The sequence below is a fragment of the Sedimenticola selenatireducens genome, from assembly GCF_963675335.2.
GTDB classification, from domain to species: Bacteria; Pseudomonadota; Gammaproteobacteria; order Chromatiales; family Chromatiaceae; genus Sedimenticola; species Sedimenticola selenatireducens.
Genome location: NZ_CAXXYC010000003.1, coordinates 1,550,269 through 1,572,342, shown reverse-complemented (window position 1 = coordinate 1,572,342; position 22,074 = coordinate 1,550,269). Strand labels below are relative to the sequence as shown.

General features: G+C 55.7%; 19 protein-coding genes and 1 pseudogene. 8 read left to right on the top strand and 12 right to left on the bottom strand.

Annotation, left to right across the window (positions count from 1 at the left end; all coding sequences use genetic code 11):
• Positions 1-220 precede the first annotated feature (220 nt).
• Both ACHZBF_RS10955 and ACHZBF_RS10950 read left to right on the top strand, forming a co-directional pair.
• Positions 221-1,309 carry a GGDEF domain-containing protein gene (locus ACHZBF_RS10955; protein WP_321528419.1) on the top strand — a complete coding sequence of 363 codons (1,089 nt, stop codon included), beginning with the start codon at positions 221-223 and terminating at the stop codon, positions 1,307-1,309.
• A 102-nt stretch (positions 1,310-1,411) separates the two neighbouring features.
• The gene (locus tag ACHZBF_RS10950; RefSeq protein WP_335342968.1) at positions 1,412-1,867 is read left to right on the top strand and encodes a GNAT family N-acetyltransferase; all 456 of its coding nucleotides are present in this window, start codon (positions 1,412-1,414) and stop codon (positions 1,865-1,867) included.
• 5 nt (positions 1,868-1,872) lie between these two features.
• On the opposite strand, the gene fabF is transcribed toward ACHZBF_RS10950, so the two are convergent.
• Positions 1,873-3,141, bottom strand: a complete 1,269-nt coding sequence (gene fabF, locus ACHZBF_RS10945; protein WP_321528418.1) for a beta-ketoacyl-ACP synthase II — start codon at positions 3,139-3,141, stop codon at positions 1,873-1,875.
• Between the two features lie 92 nt (positions 3,142-3,233).
• Between fabF and ACHZBF_RS10940 the strand changes: the two genes are divergently transcribed.
• From ACHZBF_RS10940 to ACHZBF_RS10925, 4 genes are all read left to right on the top strand, one after another.
• Positions 3,234-3,890, top strand: a complete 657-nt coding sequence (locus tag ACHZBF_RS10940) for a TetR/AcrR family transcriptional regulator (RefSeq protein ID WP_273437279.1) — start codon at positions 3,234-3,236, stop codon at positions 3,888-3,890.
• 54 nt (positions 3,891-3,944) lie between these two features.
• On the top strand, positions 3,945-4,382 hold the full coding sequence (locus tag ACHZBF_RS10935) for a VOC family protein (protein ID WP_037374755.1): 438 nt from the start codon (positions 3,945-3,947) through the stop codon (positions 4,380-4,382).
• 158 nt (positions 4,383-4,540) lie between these two features.
• Positions 4,541-4,795, top strand: coding sequence for a hypothetical protein (locus ACHZBF_RS10930; RefSeq protein ID WP_273437281.1), 255 nt, complete (start codon positions 4,541-4,543; stop codon positions 4,793-4,795).
• A 309-nt stretch (positions 4,796-5,104) separates the two neighbouring features.
• Complete coding sequence (locus tag ACHZBF_RS10925) at positions 5,105-5,392, top strand: DUF1330 domain-containing protein (RefSeq protein ID WP_321528417.1); 288 nt, start codon at positions 5,105-5,107, stop codon at positions 5,390-5,392.
• A 103-nt stretch (positions 5,393-5,495) separates the two neighbouring features.
• Here the strand turns inward: ACHZBF_RS10925 and ACHZBF_RS10920 are convergent, their stop codons facing one another.
• The 10 genes and pseudogenes from ACHZBF_RS10920 to ACHZBF_RS10875 form a co-directional block, all read right to left on the bottom strand.
• A complete protein-coding gene (locus ACHZBF_RS10920) occupies positions 5,496-6,290 on the bottom strand; it encodes an AsmA family protein (RefSeq protein ID WP_321528416.1) in 795 nt (264 codons plus the stop codon).
• A 134-nt stretch (positions 6,291-6,424) separates the two neighbouring features.
• A complete protein-coding gene (locus ACHZBF_RS10915) occupies positions 6,425-7,339 on the bottom strand; it encodes a phosphoribulokinase (protein WP_273437283.1) in 915 nt (304 codons plus the stop codon).
• Between the two features lie 88 nt (positions 7,340-7,427).
• On the bottom strand, positions 7,428-7,793 hold the full coding sequence (locus ACHZBF_RS10910) for a TusE/DsrC/DsvC family sulfur relay protein (protein WP_029132612.1): 366 nt from the start codon (positions 7,791-7,793) through the stop codon (positions 7,428-7,430).
• A gap of 163 nt (positions 7,794-7,956) precedes the next feature.
• Positions 7,957-8,652, bottom strand: a complete 696-nt coding sequence (gene narI, locus ACHZBF_RS10905) for a respiratory nitrate reductase subunit gamma (protein ID WP_029132613.1) — start codon at positions 8,650-8,652, stop codon at positions 7,957-7,959.
• A gap of 12 nt (positions 8,653-8,664) precedes the next feature.
• Positions 8,665-9,180, bottom strand: coding sequence for a nitrate reductase molybdenum cofactor assembly chaperone (gene narJ / locus ACHZBF_RS10900; protein ID WP_029132614.1), 516 nt, complete (start codon positions 9,178-9,180; stop codon positions 8,665-8,667).
• A 15-nt stretch (positions 9,181-9,195) separates the two neighbouring features.
• Entirely contained in the window at positions 9,196-10,755 is a 1,560-nt protein-coding gene (narH, locus tag ACHZBF_RS10895; RefSeq protein ID WP_029132615.1) for a nitrate reductase subunit beta, read from the bottom strand.
• Positions 10,756-10,826: 71 nt separating this feature from the next.
• Entirely contained in the window at positions 10,827-13,724 is a 2,898-nt protein-coding gene (locus ACHZBF_RS10890) for a nitrate reductase subunit alpha (protein WP_335342967.1), read from the bottom strand.
• 67 nt (positions 13,725-13,791) lie between these two features.
• Positions 13,792-14,589: pseudogene (locus ACHZBF_RS10885) on the bottom strand (molybdopterin-dependent oxidoreductase); the annotation flags it as partial.
• A 161-nt stretch (positions 14,590-14,750) separates the two neighbouring features.
• Positions 14,751-16,355, bottom strand: coding sequence for an MFS transporter (locus tag ACHZBF_RS10880; RefSeq protein WP_029132617.1), 1,605 nt, complete (start codon positions 16,353-16,355; stop codon positions 14,751-14,753).
• Between the two features lie 55 nt (positions 16,356-16,410).
• Entirely contained in the window at positions 16,411-17,850 is a 1,440-nt protein-coding gene (locus tag ACHZBF_RS10875) for an MFS transporter (protein WP_084609827.1), read from the bottom strand.
• Between the two features lie 289 nt (positions 17,851-18,139).
• Between ACHZBF_RS10875 and ACHZBF_RS10870 the strand changes: the two genes are divergently transcribed.
• Positions 18,140-20,098, top strand: a complete 1,959-nt coding sequence (locus ACHZBF_RS10870; protein WP_321528415.1) for a histidine kinase — start codon at positions 18,140-18,142, stop codon at positions 20,096-20,098.
• Positions 20,095-20,748, top strand: coding sequence for a two-component system response regulator NarL (gene narL, locus ACHZBF_RS10865; RefSeq protein ID WP_321528414.1), 654 nt, complete (start codon positions 20,095-20,097; stop codon positions 20,746-20,748). Before ACHZBF_RS10870 ends, narL begins: the two co-directional genes overlap by 4 nt.
• 106 nt (positions 20,749-20,854) lie before the next feature.
• Here narL and ACHZBF_RS10860 read toward each other — a convergent pair whose 3' ends face one another.
• Positions 20,855-21,736, bottom strand: coding sequence for a LysR family transcriptional regulator (locus tag ACHZBF_RS10860; protein WP_321528413.1), 882 nt, complete (start codon positions 21,734-21,736; stop codon positions 20,855-20,857).
• Positions 21,737-22,074: the final 338 nt, after the last annotated feature.

Below are 22,074 nucleotides of genomic sequence, written 5' to 3'. Positions count from 1 at the left end.
CGGGTTGAACAGTGCTGTTGTGCCCCCTGATTAAAGCGGACTTTCCCATATCATATGCCGGATCAATGCATCGAAGGGCATGATCCACAACTGTTCTACCGGTTCGCTGTCGAGACACTGCATAGATTAATTCTGTTTTAATTTCAGGGTGGGCGTTATATTGTGTAAAACGCTATACCAGTGAACCCTATAATCAATAAGAAATAAAGGAATATTCCGGGTGCCATCGAACAGATCAGGAATTGCTATCAAGGAAATTGACCAGACGCGAAATTTCCAGACCATCAATATAATTGGTTTGGCGGGTGTGGCATTCCTTCTGTTCTTTGGTATCAATGCCATTTTGCAGGAGAACTATTTTCTCGCGGCGGTGTTATTTGGTAGTTCTGTTTTCGGATTATTTTCCATACTTCTGATGCGGAGTACCCGAAACTACGCCTATGGCACTTATGGGATCTCGATTCCAGTTGTCGTTATTTTTGCATATCTGATAGCTTCCGGGGGTGTGGAGAATACCGGACCCCTCTGGAGCTATTCCCTGTTTCTGATAATCATGTTGTTACAGGGATTCAAAAAAGGTGTGATGGCTTTTTTTGCGCTTCTGATTATCGCAATCGTACTGATGTTTTATCCAAACCTTTCATTTGTTTCCGCAGAATATACCCAGGCCTTTAAAATCCGCTTTATAGCGTCGTTTATTGCATTAGGCATCATGGCTTCAATTTATGAATATTTGCGCAGGAAAAGCCAGAATGAGTACGTAGTGATCAGCCATGAGCTGGAACTGGCTTCCCGTACTGATGCACTCACCGGGCTCGCGAACCGACGGGCCATGCAGGCAAGCCTGGAGATTGAGCAGAGTCTGTTTTTTCGGCATGGCCATCCGTTTTCGGTCATCATGATGGACCTGGATCACTTCAAGCAGATTAATGACAGATATGGGCATGGCAAGGGGGACGAACTCCTGATATTAGTCGCCCGGCTTCTTTTAAAGGAGGTCAGGCAGCAGGATTTAGTGTGTCGCTGGGGAGGGGAGGAATTTCTGGTTCTGTTGCCACAGACCAATCAGGAGCAGTCTTTGATTGTGGCGGAGAAACTTCGTAAAGCAATTGAAGTGATTGATCTTGATGTGATTGGTATAACCGATCCTGTCACAGCGAGTTTTGGTGTGGAGTGTATCTCTGCCACCCAAAATATCTCTGAATTGATTGCAGCGTCTGACCGAAATCTCTACGAGGCCAAGCGGCATGGCCGGAATCAGGTTTTTGACCCCGCCGGACGGATCTGTGCGAAGGGTACTGTCGAATAATCTAGTTCGTACTTGACGCAACATTTACATTTGCAAATCATCGAATTGGTGAACGGACGCCGCCTTTGCTGTCGTTCGTTGGCCGGATGACGGATAAGGGTGGTGCAAACATTAACAGCTACAGGTGACGGCATGGATATCGACTACAAAGTCAATACCCCGATAGCAACCGATCAGTTTATTACGCTGCTACGTGAATCGACGCTGGGTGAGCGCAGACCGGTAGAAGATCGTGATTGTATGGAGGGGATGGTCAGGAACAGCAACCTGATGGTGACAGCCTGGTGCGGGGATAAACTGATTGGTATCGCACGTTCAATGACAGATTTTTATTTTGCCTGTTATCTTTCTGACCTGGCTGTTCATGAAAAATTTCAGGGAAGCGGTGTCGGAAGACAACTGCAATCCATCACCCAAGCGCAGCTTGGTCCGTGCTGCAAGCTGATTCTGCTGGCAGCACCGGCGGCCAATTCCTATTACGCGCACATCGGCTATACCAATAATCCACGCTGCTGGGTGTTGGAGCGTGGACAGGCTATCAGCACCCGGCATGCATGAATAATTTATGACGCTTTACTGACGATCAGCGCGGCGTTGACCCCGCCAAAGCCAAAACCGTTGCACAGGGCATGGCGGGTGGCCTGGGGGCGTGCGGTATTGGGCACGAAATCCAGATCCTGCATGGCCTCGTCGGTATTGTCCAGATTGAGGGTAGGGGGCAGCAGGTCGTTCATTACGGCCAGAGCCGAGAAGATACTCTCTATGCCACCCGCCGCGCCAAGCAGATGGCCGGTAGCCGATTTGGTCGACGAGACCGGGATCTTTGGCAAGCCATCGCCAAACACGTTTCTCAGCGAGGCAACCTCCGCATTATCGCCGACCGGGGTAGAGGTGGCGTGGGCATTCACATAGTTGATATCACCGGGTTCGAGTCCGGCCATCTTTAGCGCGGCGCGAATAGCAGCAGCCGCTCCAGAGCCATCCTCCGGCCCCGAGGTAATATGATAGGCATCGGCGCTGGTACCGTAACCACTGAGTATTGCCAGCGGCTTTGCTCCGCGTGCCAGGGCGTGTTCCAGGGTTTCAATCACCATCAGGCCGGAGCCTTCGCCCATCACAAAACCGTTGCGTGCCTGGTCGAACGGGCGCGACGCCTTGGTAGGTGCCTCGCTTTCGGTGGAGAGCGCCTTGAGCGCGTTGAATCCCGCCAGTGACAGCGGATCGACACACGCCTCTGCACCCCCTACCAGGGCGACCTCGGCTTCGCCATTACGGATGATGCGCATGCCATCGCCGATAGCCTGAATCCCTGCTGCGCAGGCCGTTACCGGACAGCCGAGGGGGCCCTTGAAGCCGTATTTGATGGACAGATTGCCCGATGCCATGTTGGCCAGAAAAGCCGGCACGGTAAACGGTGAGAGGCGTTTGTAGCCACGTGCATCGAGGGTCTGTTGTGCCTGGGTGATGGTAGTGAAACCACCGATGCCCGTTGCGATGATGGTGGCGGTTGCCTGCCGCTCAGCCTCGGTTTCGGGAAACCAGCGCGCCTGCTCCAGCGCTTCTTGCGCCGCCGCCAGGGCATAGATGGTAAACAGATCGAGCTTTTTGCGCTCTTTTTTCTCAATCAACGGCTCAATATCGAAACCGGCGTCGGGGTCCTGTTCAATATTGGGTACCAGTCCTGCGATCTTGATCGGAAATGCCTCGGTATCAAAACGATCAATCAGACCAATGCCGGATTGGCCGGTCGTCAAACGTTCCCACACTGGCTTGACGCCGCAACCCAGAGGGCTGATCATGCCCATCCCTGTAATGACGATCGGTGAACTCATGGTTTCTCCACAATGTAATCTAATAATGAAACCCTAGCACTCGCCAATATATGATCAAGATAATATTTTGCCCACGATGATGGGGGAATTTCATGCCTTATTCAGAAGATCACAAAGCAAAATCAAAAGACCGTATCCTTAAATCCGCCACCGAACTGTTTTGCCGCTACGGTTTTGAGAAGGTATCTATCAGTCAGATCATGAAATTAGCGAAGCTGACGCACGGGGCTTTTTATGCCCATTTTGAATCGAAGGAAGCCCTCTATAATGCCTCGTTCCTGGAAACACTCAAGGGCAGCCGCGCCGCACGACTGGTTAAAGGGCCCTTGTCGATCAAACATTTAACTGCGCTGGTTACCAATTACTGGAATCTTCAGGAACTGAAGGAAAAGAGCAAACCCGGGCCTGAAACGATCCTGTTCAACGAGATCGGCAACGATAATGCAGAAGTCAGGAAGTTGTTTGAAACGTCATACCATAGTCTGAAAAAGATGCTGGAAACCCGCATTATGGCCTTGAGCCGTCTGAAAAAACTGCCCTTTGAGCCCGATCGGGACACCATTGCCGAAAAAGCCCGCGCCATCCTCGCATCCCTGGTGGGCGCTGTTGCCATTGCCAAAAGTATTCCTCATGAAGAGGAGCGACGCGGGATTTTAGAGGCCGCCCAAAAGCAGATTTTGATCATGCTCGGAGTGAACGAAAGCGAACTGGACAGCCTTTTGGGGGCAGTTGCGCCAGATGTCTGGTAGCGTACAGATTATATTTGTCAGCATATTTAACACGGCTATGGGAATAAAAAGGTTATGGAGACCAAAAAGATTGACCATCTGTGTATTGCAGTAAAAGATCTGGATGCGGCAAGAAAGGTATGGGAGCCGATTCTGGGCAAATCACAACCCGACGATCCCTATGTGGATGAACCTGAACAGATCCGAGTTGCCAGATACTGGCTTGGCGGAGTAGGTTTTGAACTCATGGAATCGACCTCGCCCGATGGGCCCGTCGCCAAGTGGATAGAAAAACATGGTGAAGGGGTGATGATTGTCAGTCTCAATGTTGCTGATACCCGGGAATCCATAACGGAACTGGAGCCAAAAGGTTATCCATTTATACCGACCCGGAAAGGCGAGAAGGCGAGACCTTTCAGGGACTGCGAGTTTGCCTTTATCCATCCTGAAAAAATGAACAATGTACTGGTAGAGCTGATTGATTATCGCTGGAGTGAACTGGAGAATCAGTAGTCGGCTCCGGCTTTGTCCAACGCAACCACTTCCCTCTGCTACAGTAGGTTCAGACGATCTTATTACCCTTCAATAATTGTGGGTTACCCGTATAACACAACCGCCCTGAACTATACTCAGTGTCTGAGTGACCCCACCCAGACATTGGAGGTTTCAACATGTTCAAGCGCATATTCCTTACAACCGCTATAACTCTGGCGCTGTCCACTCCGGCGCTTGCCAGCCACTGTCCCATGGACGCCAAGGCGATAGATGCGGGACTTGAGAATACCCAACTCAACGATATGCAGAAGTCCGAGGTAATGGCTCTGCGTGATGAAGGGATGAAACTACATAACAGCGGCGAGCACCGCCAGGCAGAGCAGACCCTGGCCAAGGCAATGCGAATGCTGCTGGAAGCAGGCAAGATGTAGCGTGAAAACCTTTTCAGGCCGCCATGCCTCTGCGTGATCAGAGACATGGCGGCCTTTCTGTTGGTGATCTACTTTCGGAAACCGGCAGATTCTCCAGCCAGGCAGGTTATTTATGTGCCGTAATTCGTTGGGTGAAACTTATGGCGTGCCGCACTACAGGGGCGTGAAGTGATCCGCTCAAGCTGTCATAACAGCAACTGATTTGGTAGGCTCGCTGAGTCACAGGGAATAGGACGCGATGCTTCCGGATGCCCTGGCACGACAATAACAGGATCTCCTATTCATGGGTTCGAATTTCTGGAATTTACAGTGAATAATGCTTATGTGATTGGCCATATTTCGGTAAAGAATTCTGAAATGTGGGCGGAATACCGTGACAGGGTGCCGGCTACCCTGGAGCCGTGGGGTGCTGAATTGCTCCTGCGCGGAAAGCTGGTCGCAGTCCTCGGTGGAGCTCACGTGCACACCGATACGGTGGTTATCCGTTTTCCCAGCCTGGATGCGGTGAGCGGCTGGCACGCCTCAGCGGCTTACCAGGCGCTGATTCCATTACGCCAGATGGCGGCGGATGTGGATTTGCTTACCTTCGAGGAATAGCTGCGTTTCAGGATATAGGTAAGCGTTCCGCGCGTTATGATGCCGGTTGTTCATGGAGCGACCTATCCCCTCATCTCGATCATGGGTGAGGGGATAGGTCATGTCATTTAAAGATGGATTTCAGTTTGTCGCCGACTTCTCCGGCCTTGTCGCCGATGCCATCTATCGATCCGCTCTGTTCCTGCACCGCCTTCAGCTTGTCGCCAACCTGTGACTGAAGTTTGGTTTTCAGCTCGTCCAGGGAGACGTTGCCAACGCTGGACGCGGCACTGGTGACTTTCTGCATGACCAGTTTGACTACATCCGAGGCTGAACTGCCACCGCCCTTTTTGCCGATATCCTTCATTTCTATGTTCGGCAATGGCGTGCGGATGGGTGTATCGGAGAGTGGTGTGACTACCAGGACTTCGCCATCCTGTATGGTCAGCAGATCAATAATCAGTTTCTTCTCATTATCTCCCGCCTTTTCATCACCAGTCTTGCCGCTATCGGCAAACTGCTGCACATTTTTTACCAGTTGCTGCAGATTGGAGCCGGCGTCGCCACCCGGTTCATAGCTCAGCTTGGGAGCTTCGATATTGATGCTCTTGATGCGAATGACATCGGTGGTCAGGGATTCCGGGTCAAGGGCAACCTTGATCGCGCCCAGTTGAAAGGCATTGTCGCTTTTGTAACCGGCCGGGTTGCCCACGGTCAGTCCCTTGAGTGCACCTTCGCCGGATATGGCCACCTCCGCGCTGTCCAGTGATACGCTGCTCTGGGTCACCTTGGACCCGAAACCCTCCACGGCATCAACAATCAGGGAGCCCAGGTTGGATGAGAGAAATATAAACACGCCGATCACGACGATAATGATAAGGGTTGCCAGGCTGATGGCGGTACGTTTGACGGTGCCCATTGTTATTGTCTCCTTTCGATTGGGAATCATTCCAGAGTCAATGGTGACACTATTCTGTTTGAATTGTCACCCCGGATCTCGAGTTAGGGGCGGAGCGGGACCTGTTGAACAAGTTGTTGTGGACAAACAGCGGGTCAGTCATCGTGCCGGGTGCTTTTTTTCTTTTTCTTTACCCGATGTGCGTTCTTGGAGTTCTTCACCAGGTCTTCGATAATCGGTGTCAGCAACACCTCCATGGCAAAGGTCATCTTGGTGCCGGGGATCACCAGGGTGTTGCGGCGGGAGATGAAGGAGTTCTCGATCATGTGCTTCATGTAGACCAGGTCGATATTGTATTTCTTGATGATGCGTTTCTTGACCCGGATCACCACCAGGCTCTCATCAGCGGTTGGCACCTCCCTGGAGATGAAGGGATTGGAAGTGTCCACCGTGGGAATACGCTGAAAGTTTATGTCGGTGTGGGAAAACTGGGGCGTGATATGCTCCACGTAGTCATCCATGCGGCGCTTGATCGCCTCGACAGTGGTTTCCGTGTCATAGCCACGGGCTTCATTGTCGCGCTGGATTTTCTGGATCCACTCCAGGTTGATAATCGGCACCACGCCAATCAGCAGGTCCACATAGCGGCGTACTTCCGGCATGCCGCCGTGGAGCCCTTCATAGAGCAGCAGGTCGGTCTCTTCCCGGGTCTCTTCCCAGGGCGTGAAGGTACCCGGCTTCATATCCCACTGCAGAGCTTCTTCTTCGTTGTGCAGGTAGTGGCGGATCTTGCCCTGTCCGGTCGCCTTGTAGTTCTTGAACATCAGTGCCAGTTCGTCCAGCAGGTTGGCCTCGGGGCTGAAATGGCTCAGATTCCGTCCCTGCTGCTTGGCCAGCTTGGTGGCTTTTTTCATTTCGCTACGGGTGTAGCGGTGATAGGAGTCACCCTCGATCATCAGCGACTGAATACCTTCACGATAGAAGATATGGCTGAAGGCATCCCTGACGGTACTGGTACCGGCACCGGATGAGCCGGTCACCGCAACAATCGGAAACTCTCTTTTACCCATGGATATTGGACTCTTGGCAATTCTGGAAGACGAACCGGCCGATTCTGGCATATTTCCAGCTTGATTACCCGGGGATATTGGGCGGTGTTCAGTGTTCGCCCTTGGTCTTGCGGATACCGGCCAGCCGGTTGCCCTGCTTCTGCGGTCCCCCCATGGGGAAAATATCGTGCAGGTAGCGGGTATTGCCCCGCTCGCTGCCCCAGCTCTTCTTGAAGTGCTTTATCATGTCGCGTACCTGCGCCTGCACATGGTGCTGGTGATAATAGTCGCGGATGAAATTAATCACTTCCCAGTGCTCATCTGTCAGCGTCAGGTGCTCTTTTTCCGCCAGAGCCACGGCAAAGCCTTCCGACCACTCATCCATGTCCTGGATATAGCCTTCCTGATCGGTGGCGATCTGCTCATCACCCACAGTGACATAATCAATACGTATGGCAAAAGGGTTCGTTTTCATCTGTTAACCTCCGAAAAAGAGGGGAGCAATCTTGCTCCCCTCCGGGTACTTCTCATGTCTGTTTCCACCTGCCGTGGAGCCCGCAGGTGCCTACTCTTCGATGCGTTTCATCGCACTCTCTTGAGTCGGTAAGCGTAACTTAGAATCGACACTTTCCCAACACTTAGTTCATTTTGATCATTTTCACCCGCACGATCTGGTAGGGGCGGCTGATATAGCTCAACGGCACGCTCCAGACATGTACCAGGCGAGTGAACGGGAACAGCAGGAACACGGTCATGCCGAAGAATATGTGCAGCTTGAAAATGAAGTTTACGTTCTGGATCAGGCTGGGATCGACACTCAGTGTGGCCACGCTCTTCACCCACTCGGTCAGGGCGATCATGGTGCTGGCATCGCCATGGGATGCGTGATCAAAGGAGACCACGGTGGTGCTCAGACCCAGGGCCACGGTGGCCAGCAGCCAGCCGATGATGAAAGTGTCGCGAGTACGGCTGACCGCGCGGACCCGTGGCTCGTTCAGGCGACGCAACAGTAGCATGGTGGCTCCAATCAGACAGAGGCTGCCGAAGACCAGGCCCGCATAGATGGCAATGTACTGGTGTGCGGTATCCGAGATACCCAGTGCCAGGAACCAGCTGTGCGGGGTCAGCATGCCGACCAGGTGGCCGAAAAACACCGCCAGTATGCCCACGTGGAACAGGTTGCTGGCAAGGCGCATGCTTTTACCGCTCAACAGCTGGCTGGAATCGGCTTTCCAGGTGTACTGTTCACGATCGAAACGGAGCCAGCTTCCGAGCAGGAAGATGGTACCGGCCAGGTAGGGGTAGGCCCCAAAAAAGAAGTTATGCAGTGTCATTCAAATCTCTCCTCAGGCTGCTTGGGCCAGATGTCCACGGTTTTCAACAATGCGAAGAATCCGCGCGTAGGGGCTCTCGGCCTTTTCCAGGTTGTCGCCAATCACTTTCAGTACCTTGGCGGCGTCGCCCAGGAAAACCCGCGCCTGCAGATCGTCCAGGGTGGAAACATATTCCAGGATCAGCGGCAGGAAGTCGGGGATCTCTTTGCCCTCAACCTCCAGGCCACTCGCCTTGTAGTACTCCGACAGGTCGATCAGGGCAGGGCCACGACCCCGGTCATCACCAAACAGGTGATGGGTGAGGTGCAGGTCGTGCTCCGGAACCATGTCGAAGGTCTGGACATACTGGCTCTGCAGACCGGTCAGGTCATGCATGTTCATCCAGGAGACAAGATTGAGCAGATCTTCCTTTTCCTGTGGACCAATGGCGTCATCCTGATTGATGGCGTCGATGATCCCGGGCAGGTTCTGCATCAACTCGTCGTCCGGATAGTCGAGCAACCGGGCCATGATGTTGTAGATAAGCATCGTTATAGTCTCCTGTTAAACCGTATCTTTTTTCCGCGGCTGGATATCCTGCGGGGTATAGGTACGTTTACGGGAAGCAGGGAACAGGGAGAAGCCCTGGCCGGCGTCGCTGCCCTGAGAACTGATATTGCCCGCACTGAAGCCGTTCTGCCCCTGGAAGGCGTAGGGATCTTCCTGTGCCAGCGCCTCGTTGGCGGTCGGGATCACGAATCGGTCATTGTAGTTGGCAATGCCGAGCATCTGGTACATCTCGTCGGACTGCGCCTCGGTCAGACCGGCGGCCTCCAGCGCGGCCGTGTTGGTGGTGCCGTCCACATTCTTGGAGCGCTGGTTGCTGCGCATTGCCAGCAGGCGGTTCAGCGCGCTGATGATCGGCTTCTCGTCACCGGCGGTAAGCAGGTTGGCAAGGTACTGAACCGGGAAGCGCAGCGCCTCGGCCTTGGGAATGCAGCCATCGGCCTCGGTCGGCAGGGTGCCCTGGTCGATCTGGCTCTGTACCGGCGACAGCGGCGGCACGTACCACATCATCGGCAGGGTGCGGTATTCCGGATGCAGCGGGAACGCAATCTTCCAATCGATAGCCATCTTGTAAACCGGTGAACGCTTGGCCGCGTCCAGCCAGGTGTCAGGGATACCCTGTTCCTGTGCCTGACGGATCACTTCCGGATCATTCGGGTCGAGGAAGATATCCATCTGTGATTTGTACAGATCCTTGTCGCCCGCAACAGCAGCGGCGTCACTGATCTTGTCTGCGTCGTACAGCACCACGCCCATGTAGCGAATACGACCAACACAGGATTCCGCGCAGGCGGTCGGCATGCCGGACTCGATACGCGGGTAGCAGAGGATACACTTCTCGGATTTGCCGGACTCCCAGTTGAAGTAGATCTTCTTGTAGGGACAGGCGCTGACACACATACGCCAGCCGCGGCAGCGGTCCTGGTCGATCAGTACCGCACCGTCCTCATCGCGCTTGTAGATTGCCCCGGAAGGACAACTGGCCACGCAAGCCGGATTCAGGCAGTGGTTACACAGCCTGGGCAGATACATATGGAAGGTCTTCTCGAACTCCTTGTAGATCTGCTTCTGGATACCCTTGAAGTTCTGATCCACCGAGCGGCTTTCGAACTCGCCGGCCAGGTCATCTTCCCAGTTGGGTCCCCACTGGATCTTCTCCATGCGCTCACCGGTGATCTGGGACAGCGGACGGGCAGTTGGGGCCGCCTCGGAGAGGGGCTTGTTCTGCAGCTTGGGGTAGTCGTAGTCGAACGGCTCGTAGTAGTCGTCGATCTCCGGCATGTCCGGGTTGGCGAAAATGTTCAGCAGCTTGCTGATGCGGCCGCCGGCCTTCAGCTCCAGTTGACCGTTCTCTTTCTTCCAGCCGCCTTTCCACTTCTCCTGGTTTTCCCACTCTTTGGGGAAACCGATACCGGGCTTGGACTCCACGTTGTTGAACCAGGCGTACTCGACACCCTTGCGGTTGGTCCAGATGTTCTTGCAGGTGACAGAACAGGTGTGGCAACCGATGCACTTGTCCAGGTTCAGGACCATTGCGATTTGTGCACGTATATTCATCTTTAGTATTCCTCAATATGCTTTTCACCGGGTGCGGGGTGTTATCACCCCGCACATTGCGATTCACAGGCTCAGTTGTTGATTCCTTCCGGATTCAGTTGAGCCTCGCGTTCCGGTGTCAGATCACCTTCCAGCCAGTTCACATCGGCATCTTCGATTTTGTGCACGATGACGTTCTCGTCACGCTGGCTGCCCACGGTTCCGTAGTAGTTGAAGGAGTAGGAGAGCTGGGCGTAACCGCCGATCATGTTGGTCGGCTTCATCACCACCTTGGTCACGCTGTTGAGAATGCCGCCGCGCTTACCGGTGGTGTTGGAACCCGGTACGTTCACGTTCTTCTCCTGGGCGTGGTACATCAGGGCCATGCCCTTGGGTACACGCTGGCTGACCACTACACGGGCCACGGTGGCACCGTTGGCGTTGACCGCCTCGACCCAGTCGTTGTCCTTCAGGCCGATGCTCTGGGCCTCCTCCTCGTTGACCCAGAAGTAGGGGCCGCCGCGGAACAGGGTCAGCATGCGCAGGTTATCCTGATAGGAGGAGTGGATGCCCCACTTGGAGTGCGGGGTGATCCAGTTCAGGGTCAGGGTCTTCTTGCCTTCCAGCTTTTTCGCCAGCTCTTTCGGCAGGTTCTTGTGTGCACCCAGGTCCTGTGGCGGACGGTAGCAGCAGAGACCTTCACCGAAGTCCAGCATCCACTCGTGATCGAGGTAGAACGATGCACGTCCGGTCAGGGTACGGAACGGAATGTGCTCGTGGACGTTGGTGTAACAGGCGTTGTAGCTCACCTCTTCAGACTCAATGCCGGACCAGGTGGGTGCGGTAATGATCTTGCGCGGTTGCGCCACGATGTCATGGTAACGGATCTTCTCCTCATGACGGCCTTCATACAGGTGACTGTGGTTGATGCCGGTCTTCTTGGAGAGAGCGGACCAGGATTTATGGGCCACTTCACCATTGGTCTCGGGTGCCATCATCAGTACGGTGTCGCACACCTGCACATCTTCCAGCAGTGAGGGCAATCCCTTGGAGATACCTTCCTCGGTAATGACGCCGTTGTGGGTTTTCAACTGGTCGATTTCGAGATCGGTATTCCAGTCCAGCCCCTTGATGTTGTTGCCCAGCTTGTTCATCAGCGGGCCGACCGAGGTGTACTTCTTGTAAGTGTTGGCGTAATCGCGCTCCACCACCTTGAACAGCGGGGCGGTCTTGCCCGGGATCAGGTCACACTCGCCGCGTTTCCAGTCCTTGACCTCGCCATAGGGCTGGGCCAGGGCCATTGGGGAGTCGTGCTGCATCGGCAGCGAGACCACATCCTTCACGGTGCCCAGATGCTTCTCGGCGATCTCGGAGAACTTCTTGGCAACGCGCATGAAGATCTGCCAGTCGGACTTGGACTCGAACGCCGGATCCACCGCCTTGCCCAGCGGATGCACAAACGGGTGCATGTCGGTGGTGTTCAGGTCGGCCTTCTCGTACCAGGTGGCGGTCGGCAGGATGATGTCCGAATAGGCGCCGGTGGAGTTGAGGCGGAAGTTGATATCCACCATCAGGTCCAGCTTGCCGATCGGCGCCTTTTCACGCCACTTGATCTCCTTGCAGTTGGCGCCTTCGGTGCCCTCCTGCATGACGCCGTTCTGGGCGCCCAGCAGATGCTTGAGGAAGTACTCGTGCCCCTTTGCGGAACAGCCGATCAGGTTGGCGCGCCAGACGAACAGGTTACGTGGATGGTTCTCTTCCGCATCGATATCCTCGATGGAGAAGGCCATCTCGCCGCTCTTCAGCTGCTCGGCCATGTACTGGGAGATGCCTGCCTCGTCGGTGGCACCGGCCGCTTCCGCCGCCTTGACGATATCCAGCGGGTTCTTGTTGAAGTGCGGCGCCGACGGCAGCCAGCCAAGACGCTGGGAGACTACGTTGTAGTCGGCGATCTGGTAGCCGCGATACTTGGCGGTGGCGGTGGAGCCGAGGATGTTATCGGCCTCGACCTTCTCATAGCGCCACTGGTCAGTGTGGAAATACCAGTAGGTGGTGCTGTTCATGTGACGCGGCGGACGGTGCCAGTCGAGGGCGAATGCGATCGGTGCCCAACCGGCCTGCGGACGCAGCTTCTCCTGGCCCACGTAGTGCGCCCAGCCGCCACCGGACTGACCGACACAGCCGCACATGTGCAGGATGTTCATGATCGAACGGTAGCCCAGGTCGTTGTGGTACCAGTGATTGATGGCGGCGCCCATGATCACCATGGATTTGCCGCGGGTCTTGGAGGCGTTCTCGGCAAACTCACGTCCGGTGCGGATCAGGTCTGCGGTCTTGATGCCGGTCACCTTGGAGCCCCAGGCCGGGGTGTAAGCGACGCTCTCATCCTCGTAGGAGGTGGCCAGGTTGTCGCCCAGGCCGCGGTCGATGCCGTACTGGGAGACCATCAGGTCGAACACGGAGGTGACGAAGACCTCCTCACCCGATGCCAGCTTCAGCTTGCGTACCGGGATGTTGCGCAGCAGGGTGTCGTCCTCGCCCGGGTTGAAGTGGGGGAAGGCGACGCTGACCACGTCATCGCGGCTGTCGATACAGGTCAGTTCGGCCTCGATATCGGCCTGGTTGGCGGCGTTCTTCGGCAACAGGTTCCATTTGCCTTCCTCGCCCCAGCGGAATCCGACAGAGCCGTTAGGCACCACAAAGGCCTTGCTGACCTCGTCATACACCACGGTCTTCCACTCGGGGTTGTTGGACTCACCCAGGTTCTTGTCGAAGTCAGTGGCGCGCAGGAAGCGGCCGGAGACATAACGGTCACCATCCTTGCGCAGCATCACCTGCATCGGCATGTCGGTGTAGGTGCGGACGTACTCGGAGAAGTAGGGGTCCTGCTTCTTGATGTGGAACTCGTTCAGCGCCACGTGGCCCATGGCCATGAAGGCGGCGGAGTCGGTGCCCTGCTTGACCGGCATCCAGAGGTCGGCGAACTTCACAAAACTCGGCGTAGTCCGGCGCCATGGAGACCACCTTGGTGCCGTTGTAACGGGACTCGATGGCGAAGTGGGCGTCCGGAGTACGGGTCATCGGCAGGTTGGCGCCGCAGATGATGATGTACTTGGAGTTGTACCAGTCGGCCGCTTCCGGCACGTCGGTCTGCTCGCCCCAAACCTGCGGGGAGGCGGCGGGCAGGTCACAGTACCAGTCATAGAAGGAGCCGCAGGCGCCGCCGATCAGCGACAGGTAGCGGGAGCCGGCCGCATAGCTGATCATGGACATGGCGGGAATGGGGGAGAAGCCGTAGATACGGTCCGGTCCCCATTTCTTGATGGTGTAGACGTTGGCCGCGGCGATGATCTCGGTCAGCTCTTCCCAGTTGGAACGGACGAAACCGCCCAGGCCGCGCACGGCGGTGTAGCTCTTGCGCTTGGCGGGATCTTGCTGGATCGCTTCCCAGGCTTCCACCGGGTCCTTGCCGCTTTTGCGCTCGCTGCGATAAAGGTCGATCAGACGGCCGCGCACCAGCGGATACTTGATCCGGTGCGGGCTGTACAGGTACCAGGAGAAGGAGGCGCCACGCTGACAGCCACGGGGTTCGTGGTTGGGCAGGTCTGGCCGGGTCTCCGGGTAATCAGTCTGCTGCATTTCATAGGCAACCAGACCATTCTTGACATAGATTTTCCAGGAGCAACCACCGGTACAGTTCACGCCATGGGTGGAGCGAACCACCTTGTCATGGCGCCAGCGGTTACGATAGGTATCCTCCCACTGGCGATCTTCGTTAGTCACTATACCGTGGCCTTTGGAGAAGGTCCCCTGGACCTTCTTGAAAAACCTCAGGCGGTCAAGAAAGTGGCTCATTGTGTATCTCCTCTAAGCATGTTTTTTAACGTGCTATTAACTAAAACAGTATTAAGTAGGAGCAGGCCCTGATTGGGGGGTAAGTATCCGCATGAGCAAAGCACGTGTGGATGGGCGGGCCTGCTCCAGACCCTTTTTACTCGGTTGATCAACGCGATCGATCAGGGGTTGTCGTACTCCCGCTTCGGGCCCAGGTAATACCACCAGTTGATGATCAGGCAGACCACGTAGAAGATGGCGAAACCGTAGAGGGCGTACTCGGGCGTGGCAGCCTTGATCTGTTCACCGAACACCTGAGGGATAATGAAAGCGCCATAGGCGGCTACCGCGGAGGTCCATCCCAGTGCGGGCCCTGCCTGCTCCTTGTTAAACACCATGGCGATGGTGCGGAAGGTGGAGCCGTTACCGATGCCGGTGGCGGCAAACAGGATCAGGAACAGGATCAGGAAGGGCACAAAGAACTCTTCCGGTGTAGCCGATGCATAGGCAGCCTGCAGGTAGTAGGCGACACCCAGGGCGCTGCCGATCATGATGATGGAGACGATCTGGGTCACCTTGGCACCACCCACCTTATCGGCGATCCAGCCGCCGACCGGGCGGATCAGGGCACCGATGAAGGGGCCCATCCAGGCGTACATCAGGGCCGAGGGGCCGTTGGCGTTGACCGTGTTGTGAGTCAGTACGCCGTCGACCATCAGATGCTGGTAACCGAACACCACCTTGATGGCCAGGGCGAAACCGGCGGAATAGCCGATGAAGCTGCCGAAGGTCATGGTGTAGATGACGCTCATGATCCAGGTGTGCTTGTTGCTGAAGATCTTGAACTGACGCTGCAGGTTCGGCTTGATGTCACCGGGGATCATCTTCATCAGCATCACGGTGCCGAACAGGATGCCAGCGATCACTGGCCACTTGGCCCAACCCGGCGCACCCAGCCCGGTCGGTGCCGGCAGGATGATGTAGAGACCGATAGCGGCGGTGATAAAGCCGATCAGCAGCATGCCGGCGATCTTGGACATGGCGCCGATGGGGGAGCCGATGTGGGGAGAGACGTCATCGGTGCGGATGTTGTTCATGCCGAACCAGCCGGCAAAGGCCAGTGGTATCAGCAGCAGCAACCAGACGTAGCCGGCGTTATGGATATAGCTTTCGGTGCCGGCCGGGATCTTGCCGATCAGGGTGCCGGAGGTGTTCTCCAGGATCATCGGTTCACCACCGAAGATGCCGAAGGTCATCACCAGCGGTACCAGGATCTGCATGGTGGTAACGCCAGCGTTGCCCAGACCCGCATTCAGACCCAGTGCCAGACCCTGCTGACGCTTGGGAAAGAAAAAGCTGATGTTGGACATGGATGAGGCAAAGTTGCCGCCACCAAAGCCGGACAGGAAGGCCAGTGCCTGGAAAACCCAGATCGGCGTGGTCTTGTCCTGCAGCGCGATACCGGTACCGATGGCCGGCAGCATCAGCAGGGCGGTGGTGAAAAAGATGGTGTTGCGCCCACCCGCGATACGGATGAAGAAGCTGCTGGGAATACGCAGCGTGGCGCCGGTCAGGCCGGCGATGGCGGCCAGGGTAAACAGCTCGGATTTGGCGAACGGAAAACCCAGGTTGAGCATCTGGACCGTGATGATGCCCCAGTAGAGCCAGATGGCGAAGCCACACAGCAGGCTGGGGATCGAGATCCAGAGGTTGCGATTGGCGATCCGCTTGCCCTCCGACTCCCAGAACTGGGCGTTTTCCACATCCCATTTTTGTAAATCAGACATAATTGCCTCTCTATATAAGATTGTTACTACTAATCGTTATTTTCAGTGCTGTTGTTTATTCAAGGGTGTCCACGGCGGCCGCCTTCAACTGACGCAGTCGCATATCATTGGCTTCCAGTTTTGCCTTCTCTTTCGATTCCGTGTACTTGGTGATCAGCTCTTCCAGCAGATGCGCCTGTTCAACTGCAGCCTTGGCGGCGGCGTACTCTTCGGGGTTTTCGTGCGACTTCACGTATTCATCCACGGCATGCTCCTTGGCAATTTCCATGTCGTGCTCCTGGTGCTCCCTGGCGAAGGTGTAGTGCATCCAGATCAGGGAGACGCAGGTGGCGCCGTAGAGCAGCATGAAGACGGTGGAGTTGACGCCGGTGATATCCTTCATGGCGCCAAACATGATTGGCAGCAGGAAGCCGCCCATGCCGCCTGCCAGGCCGACGATGCCGGAGATAACGCCAATGTTGTCGGGATACTCGTCGGACAGAAACTTGAATACAGACGCCTTGCCAAAGCCCCAGGCGATACCGACGATGAACAGCAGCACGGTAAAGACCCAGACATTCAGTCCAATATCCAGGGTAACCGGGCCATTGATGGTCTTGACGGTGACGGCAGTCTGCGGATAGGACATGAAGAACAGGCATACCCAGGAGATCCACATCACCCACCAGGTCACCTTGTAGGCGCCGTACTTGTCGGAAAACCAGCCACCGAGGGCGCGGATGACACCAGAGGGGAGTACAAAAATGGCGGCCAGCAGGGCGGCAGTAGTCAGGTCGAAGCCGTATTCATTGATGTAATACTTGGTCATCCACAATGAGAGACCGACAAATCCGCCGAACACCAATGAGTAGTACTGGCAGTATTTCCATACCCTGGGATCTTTCAATGCGGCCAACTGGTCCTTGATGGTGATAGTCTTGGAGACCTTGTGCTCGGGATCTTCGTAGGTGAACATCCAGAACAGGATCACCACCACCGCCATGCCAACGGCATAGACCTTGGGTACCATGGTCCAGCCATAGGTAACCACCAGGGTAGGGGCGACGAACTTGGTCAATGCCGCGCCGGCATTACCCGCACCGAATATACCCATGGCGAAGCCCTGCTTCTCCTTGGGGAACCAGCGCGCGGTGTAGGCGATGCCCACGGAGAAGGAGGCGCCGGCGATACCGACAAACAGGCCCAGTACCAGGAATTGCCAGTATTGCGTGGCGTCCCCGATGAACCAGAGCGGAATCAGCATGGCGCACATCAGCACGAAGTAGACAATGCGTCCGCCAAACTTATCGGTGAGCATGCCGACGGGTAGACGCACCAGGGAGCCGGTCAGGATGGGCGTGGCGATCAGCAGTCCGAACTGGGTGTCGTTCAGTGTGAGCAGTTGCTTGATAGGGATGCCGATGATGGAGAACATCACCCAGACTGCGAAGCAGGCCGTAAAGGCGATGGTATTCATGCTCAGTACGGATATTGCTTTTCTCTGCTGACTCGCCATATTTTTCAATACCTGTAATTACAAATTATTGAGAAGAAACAGCCCACTCGTCGGAGTGTGGGTGCAGTCTATACCCATGAAATGGTTGTGGAAGTGGGGTGGGATACTGGTCAGATGCCCTGCATACCACTAAAGAGGTATAGGGGGTAGATAAGGAAAGTGTATGTAAATGAAGGAAAAGTTTTCTAACAAGGGGGTTGCTTTGAGGGTGGTATTAAGCCTGTGAAGTTTAAGGGGGTACTGCTAAATACCTTGCTCCTACCACACCTGAACAGGATAAGATCGCAATATGGCCCAGCGGTATAAAAATTCGATTGTCCTGCGCATGGGAATCTCCATGGGATTCATCATCCTGCTCGGTTTTTTGACCATGCTGGGATCAATCTTTATTGAGGAAAAAACCCAGGGGCATGCGGCGGCGGTCAATCAGGCAGGCAGCCTGCGCATGCAGTCCTATCGCATAGCCACCCGGCTGGTTTACAAGTCCGATATCAATCCCGAAACGTACTGGAAGTTGACCAATCAGCTGGTGCAGGAGTTTGAGGATCGGCTGCGCAGTCCGCGCCTGATAGGTATCATCCCGGCAGATCCGGAGCATAAGCTGACCCGGGCCTACAATCGGATCAATCAGCAGTGGCACAAAAAAATAAAGCCGGTTTTAACCGTTTATGTGGGTCTGATGGCACCCGACAAAACTGGATTGCTGCCACCCCATGAGGTGGGTGATCCTCTCTGGGTGGCGACCCAGCAGAATATACGCTCGCGCTATGTCTCCATTGTCGACCGTTTTGTAGGTGACATCGATATTCTGGTACGGCTGCTGGAAGAGGGAACCGAGTCGAATATCCGTTGGCTCAGGGCCATTCAACTCAACTCCCTGTTTCTGACTCTGGCGGCGGTGTTTTACACCATGTATCTGGTGCAGGCGGTGGTATTGCCGCCGTTGCGTGATCTGCTGCGATTTGCCCAGCTTGCCCGCCATGGTGATTTTACGGTACGGGTCAAGCATGAGCAGAATGATGAACTGGGCCAATTGGGCAGCGCGTTTAATGGCATGGCGGATGACCTTTCAAAAATGTATGCCGACCTGGAGAAGCGGGTACGGGAAAAGACTGCTGATCTGGAGCGCAGCAATCGCTCTCTGGAGCTGCTTTACAAGACCACCCGTCGTCTAAGTGATACCCACATCTCACCCCGGATGTATGAGGAGCTGCTCAAGGATATCGAGAAAGTGGTCGGGTTTGGGCCGGGCAACATCTGTCTGGCAAAATCGATGGGTGGTGAGGTGTTTACCCTGGCCTCCAGCAATCTTTCCGGAGCCACGGTCTGCAGCCAGGATGAGTGCCTCTCCTGCATGAACCAGCAGGGGACCGAGATCAAGGAGTGGCGGGAGTCAGATCAGACCCTGCGGCGGGTGCTGTCGATACCGATACGGGATCAGGATGAGCAGCATGGTATCCTGTTTATTGCCATCCCGGAGGGCACGCTGCTGAAGGTGTGGCAGAAGCAGTTGCTGGAGGCGGTGGCGGATCACATCGGTGCGGCTATCAGTGTGGCCTACCGCACCACCTATAACAGACGCCTGGCACTTTATGAGGAGCGGGGGGTGATCGCCCGTGAGCTGCATGACTCCCTGGCCCAGTCGCTCTCCTATCTGAAGATTCAGGTCAGTCGCCTGGATATGGCGATCAAGCAATCCAGCGACACGCAGGCTATCCAGGGCGTGGTTCAGGAGATTCGAGAGGGGTTGAGCAGCGCCTACCGCCAGCTGCGGGAGCTGCTGACCACCTTCCGACTGAAGGTGGATGGCCGAGGGCTGTTGCAGGCCCTGGAAGATACGGTTGATGAGTTCAAGGGGCGTAGTGAAATTGATATCCGGCTGGACTGTAATCTGCAGGGTCTGCAGTTGAGTGAAAATCAGGAGATCCATGTGCTGCAGGTGATACGGGAGGCACTCTCCAACGTGATCCGCCACTCCGGTGCAACGTCGGCGCAGGTGACACTGACGGGTGGGGAGGATGAACCGATCAGAGTCTCCGTGGTGGATAACGGGCGTGGTATACCGGCCTCGCCCGAGCGTTCCCGTCACTACGGTCTGGCTATTATGGATGAGAGGGTCAGGAGCCTTAACGGCATATTGACTATCGAGCCTCTGCCGGGGTGCGGCACCCGGGTGGCATTTGAATTCATGGCCGCGAAAAAAGGCCACGAGGCAATCGTTGATAAAGTGGATTCCCTAGAGATATGAGCAAACAAACGCCGATTTCCATCATGATTATTGATGATCATCCGCTGTTCAGGAAAGGGCTGGCCGATCTGATCGGAATGGATCCGGGTCTACACCTTGTTGCTGAGGCCTCATCCGGGGAGGAGGGCTTGTCCAGGGCGCAGGAACTGAAGCCGGAACTGATCCTGCTGGATCTTAATATGAAAGGGATGGATGGTCTGGAGACCCTCAAGGCACTGAAGCAGACGGATCTGGAGAGCTATGTGGTGATGTTGACCGTCTCCGATAACGAGAGTGATGTCACCGCCGCACTGCGCCTGGGGGCGGACGGCTACCTGTTGAAGGATATGGAACCGGAGAGTGTTCTGGAGCATATACAGATTGCCGCGTCCGGCAGACTGGCGATCACCGATAGCCTGACTGAACTGCTGGCCCGGGCGCTGCGCGAAGATGCGCGCCCCAGAACTCCCGGAGAAGCGGGCCTGACCCGGCGAGAAGAGGAAATTCTGGACCTGATAGCCACCGGCATGAGCAACAAACAGATCGCCCGCGAGTTGGATATTGCAGAGGGCACGATCAAGGTGCACGTGAAGCATCTGCTGAAAAAACTCAACCTGCGCACCCGCCTGGAGGCGGCGGTCTGGTGTACCAAGAACAGCCCGATCGGGTGAGGCGGCCTGAAGTCCATAGGCATGGGGCGCCCCGTGGGCGCCAACGGATCTTGTACCAATAGTCCGCAGGTTGCGCGCCTCCCGCAAGACCGACCAAACCCCGGAGTCAGGAAAGGGCTGCATCCTCCAGGCAGGCGTCGACCATTGCCTGGGCCGCATTGGATAGGGAACGGTTGGTGTGGGTGACGGCCCCCAGGGTGCGACTCAACTGCAGTTCCGAGATATCCAGTACCTTCAGATCCGGGGCATGGGTCATGGTCTCCGGCAACAGGCTCCAGCCGAGCCCGATGGAGACCATCATCTTAAGGGTTTCGAAATAGTTGGTGGCCATGCCGATTTTCAGGCTCAGCCCCAATGGTTGCAGGGCCCGTTCCAGAATACGCTGTGTATAGGTGCCCTTGGCCACCAGCACCGCCTGGTAACTGACCAGATCGGCCAGTGAGACCCGGCGGCAGCTGGCCAGCGGATGTTCTGTCGATACCACAAACAATAACGGATCGTGCCATATTGGCCGGGTGGTCAGGTTGGCGATCGGCTCGGTGGGCAGGGTGACAATCGCCAGCTCCAGATCCCCCTGCAGTACGGCGCTGCAGGCGGTTTCTGAATCCATGAAGCGGATATCCAGCTGTACCTCCGGATAGTTTCGGCTATAACGTTTGAGTGCCGGCGGCAGACGTCGCAACCCGATATGGTGACTGGTGCCCATGGTCAGCCTGCCGTTTACCTCGCCATTCAGGTTGGAGATGCTGCGACGGATATCCTCCAGTTCGTAGATCATCCGCTGAGCCCGGGGGAGCAGTTGCCGGCCCGCTTCGGTAAGGCTGATCCTGCGGCTGATGCGATCGAACAGACGGGTGTTCAGTTCCTCTTCCAGGGAAGCGACCCGTTTGCTGACTGCCGGCTGGGTCAGGTGTAGCTGTTCGGCGGCGACCGAGAAGGAGGCGGTCTCTGCCACCGCCAGGAAGGCTTTCAATGCATTGATGTCCATGTGAAGTCTTTGTTCCCGTTAGCCAGTGGGTTGAGGTTCGCAGGCTCACCCCGACTTGCGGGCTATATTTCAACCGCGAAGAACGCAAAGAGCGCGAAGGAAAACAACGGCTTGTATTCTCGAGAACTTCCAGCTGCCGGGTTGGGCCGAAGATGAAGATAAACCATTGTATCTCTTTGCGTACTTGGCGTTCTTCGCGGTTAGATCTAATCCGTTGGGGTTCGCGGATTCGCCTCACGGTTTCCGCCCCCAGCCCGAAGAATACAGTATTCCCGCAAAGAATTATAAACATAAAAAAGATGAATTTGTTTTATATTTAGTCGAGGTTTATGCTTTCT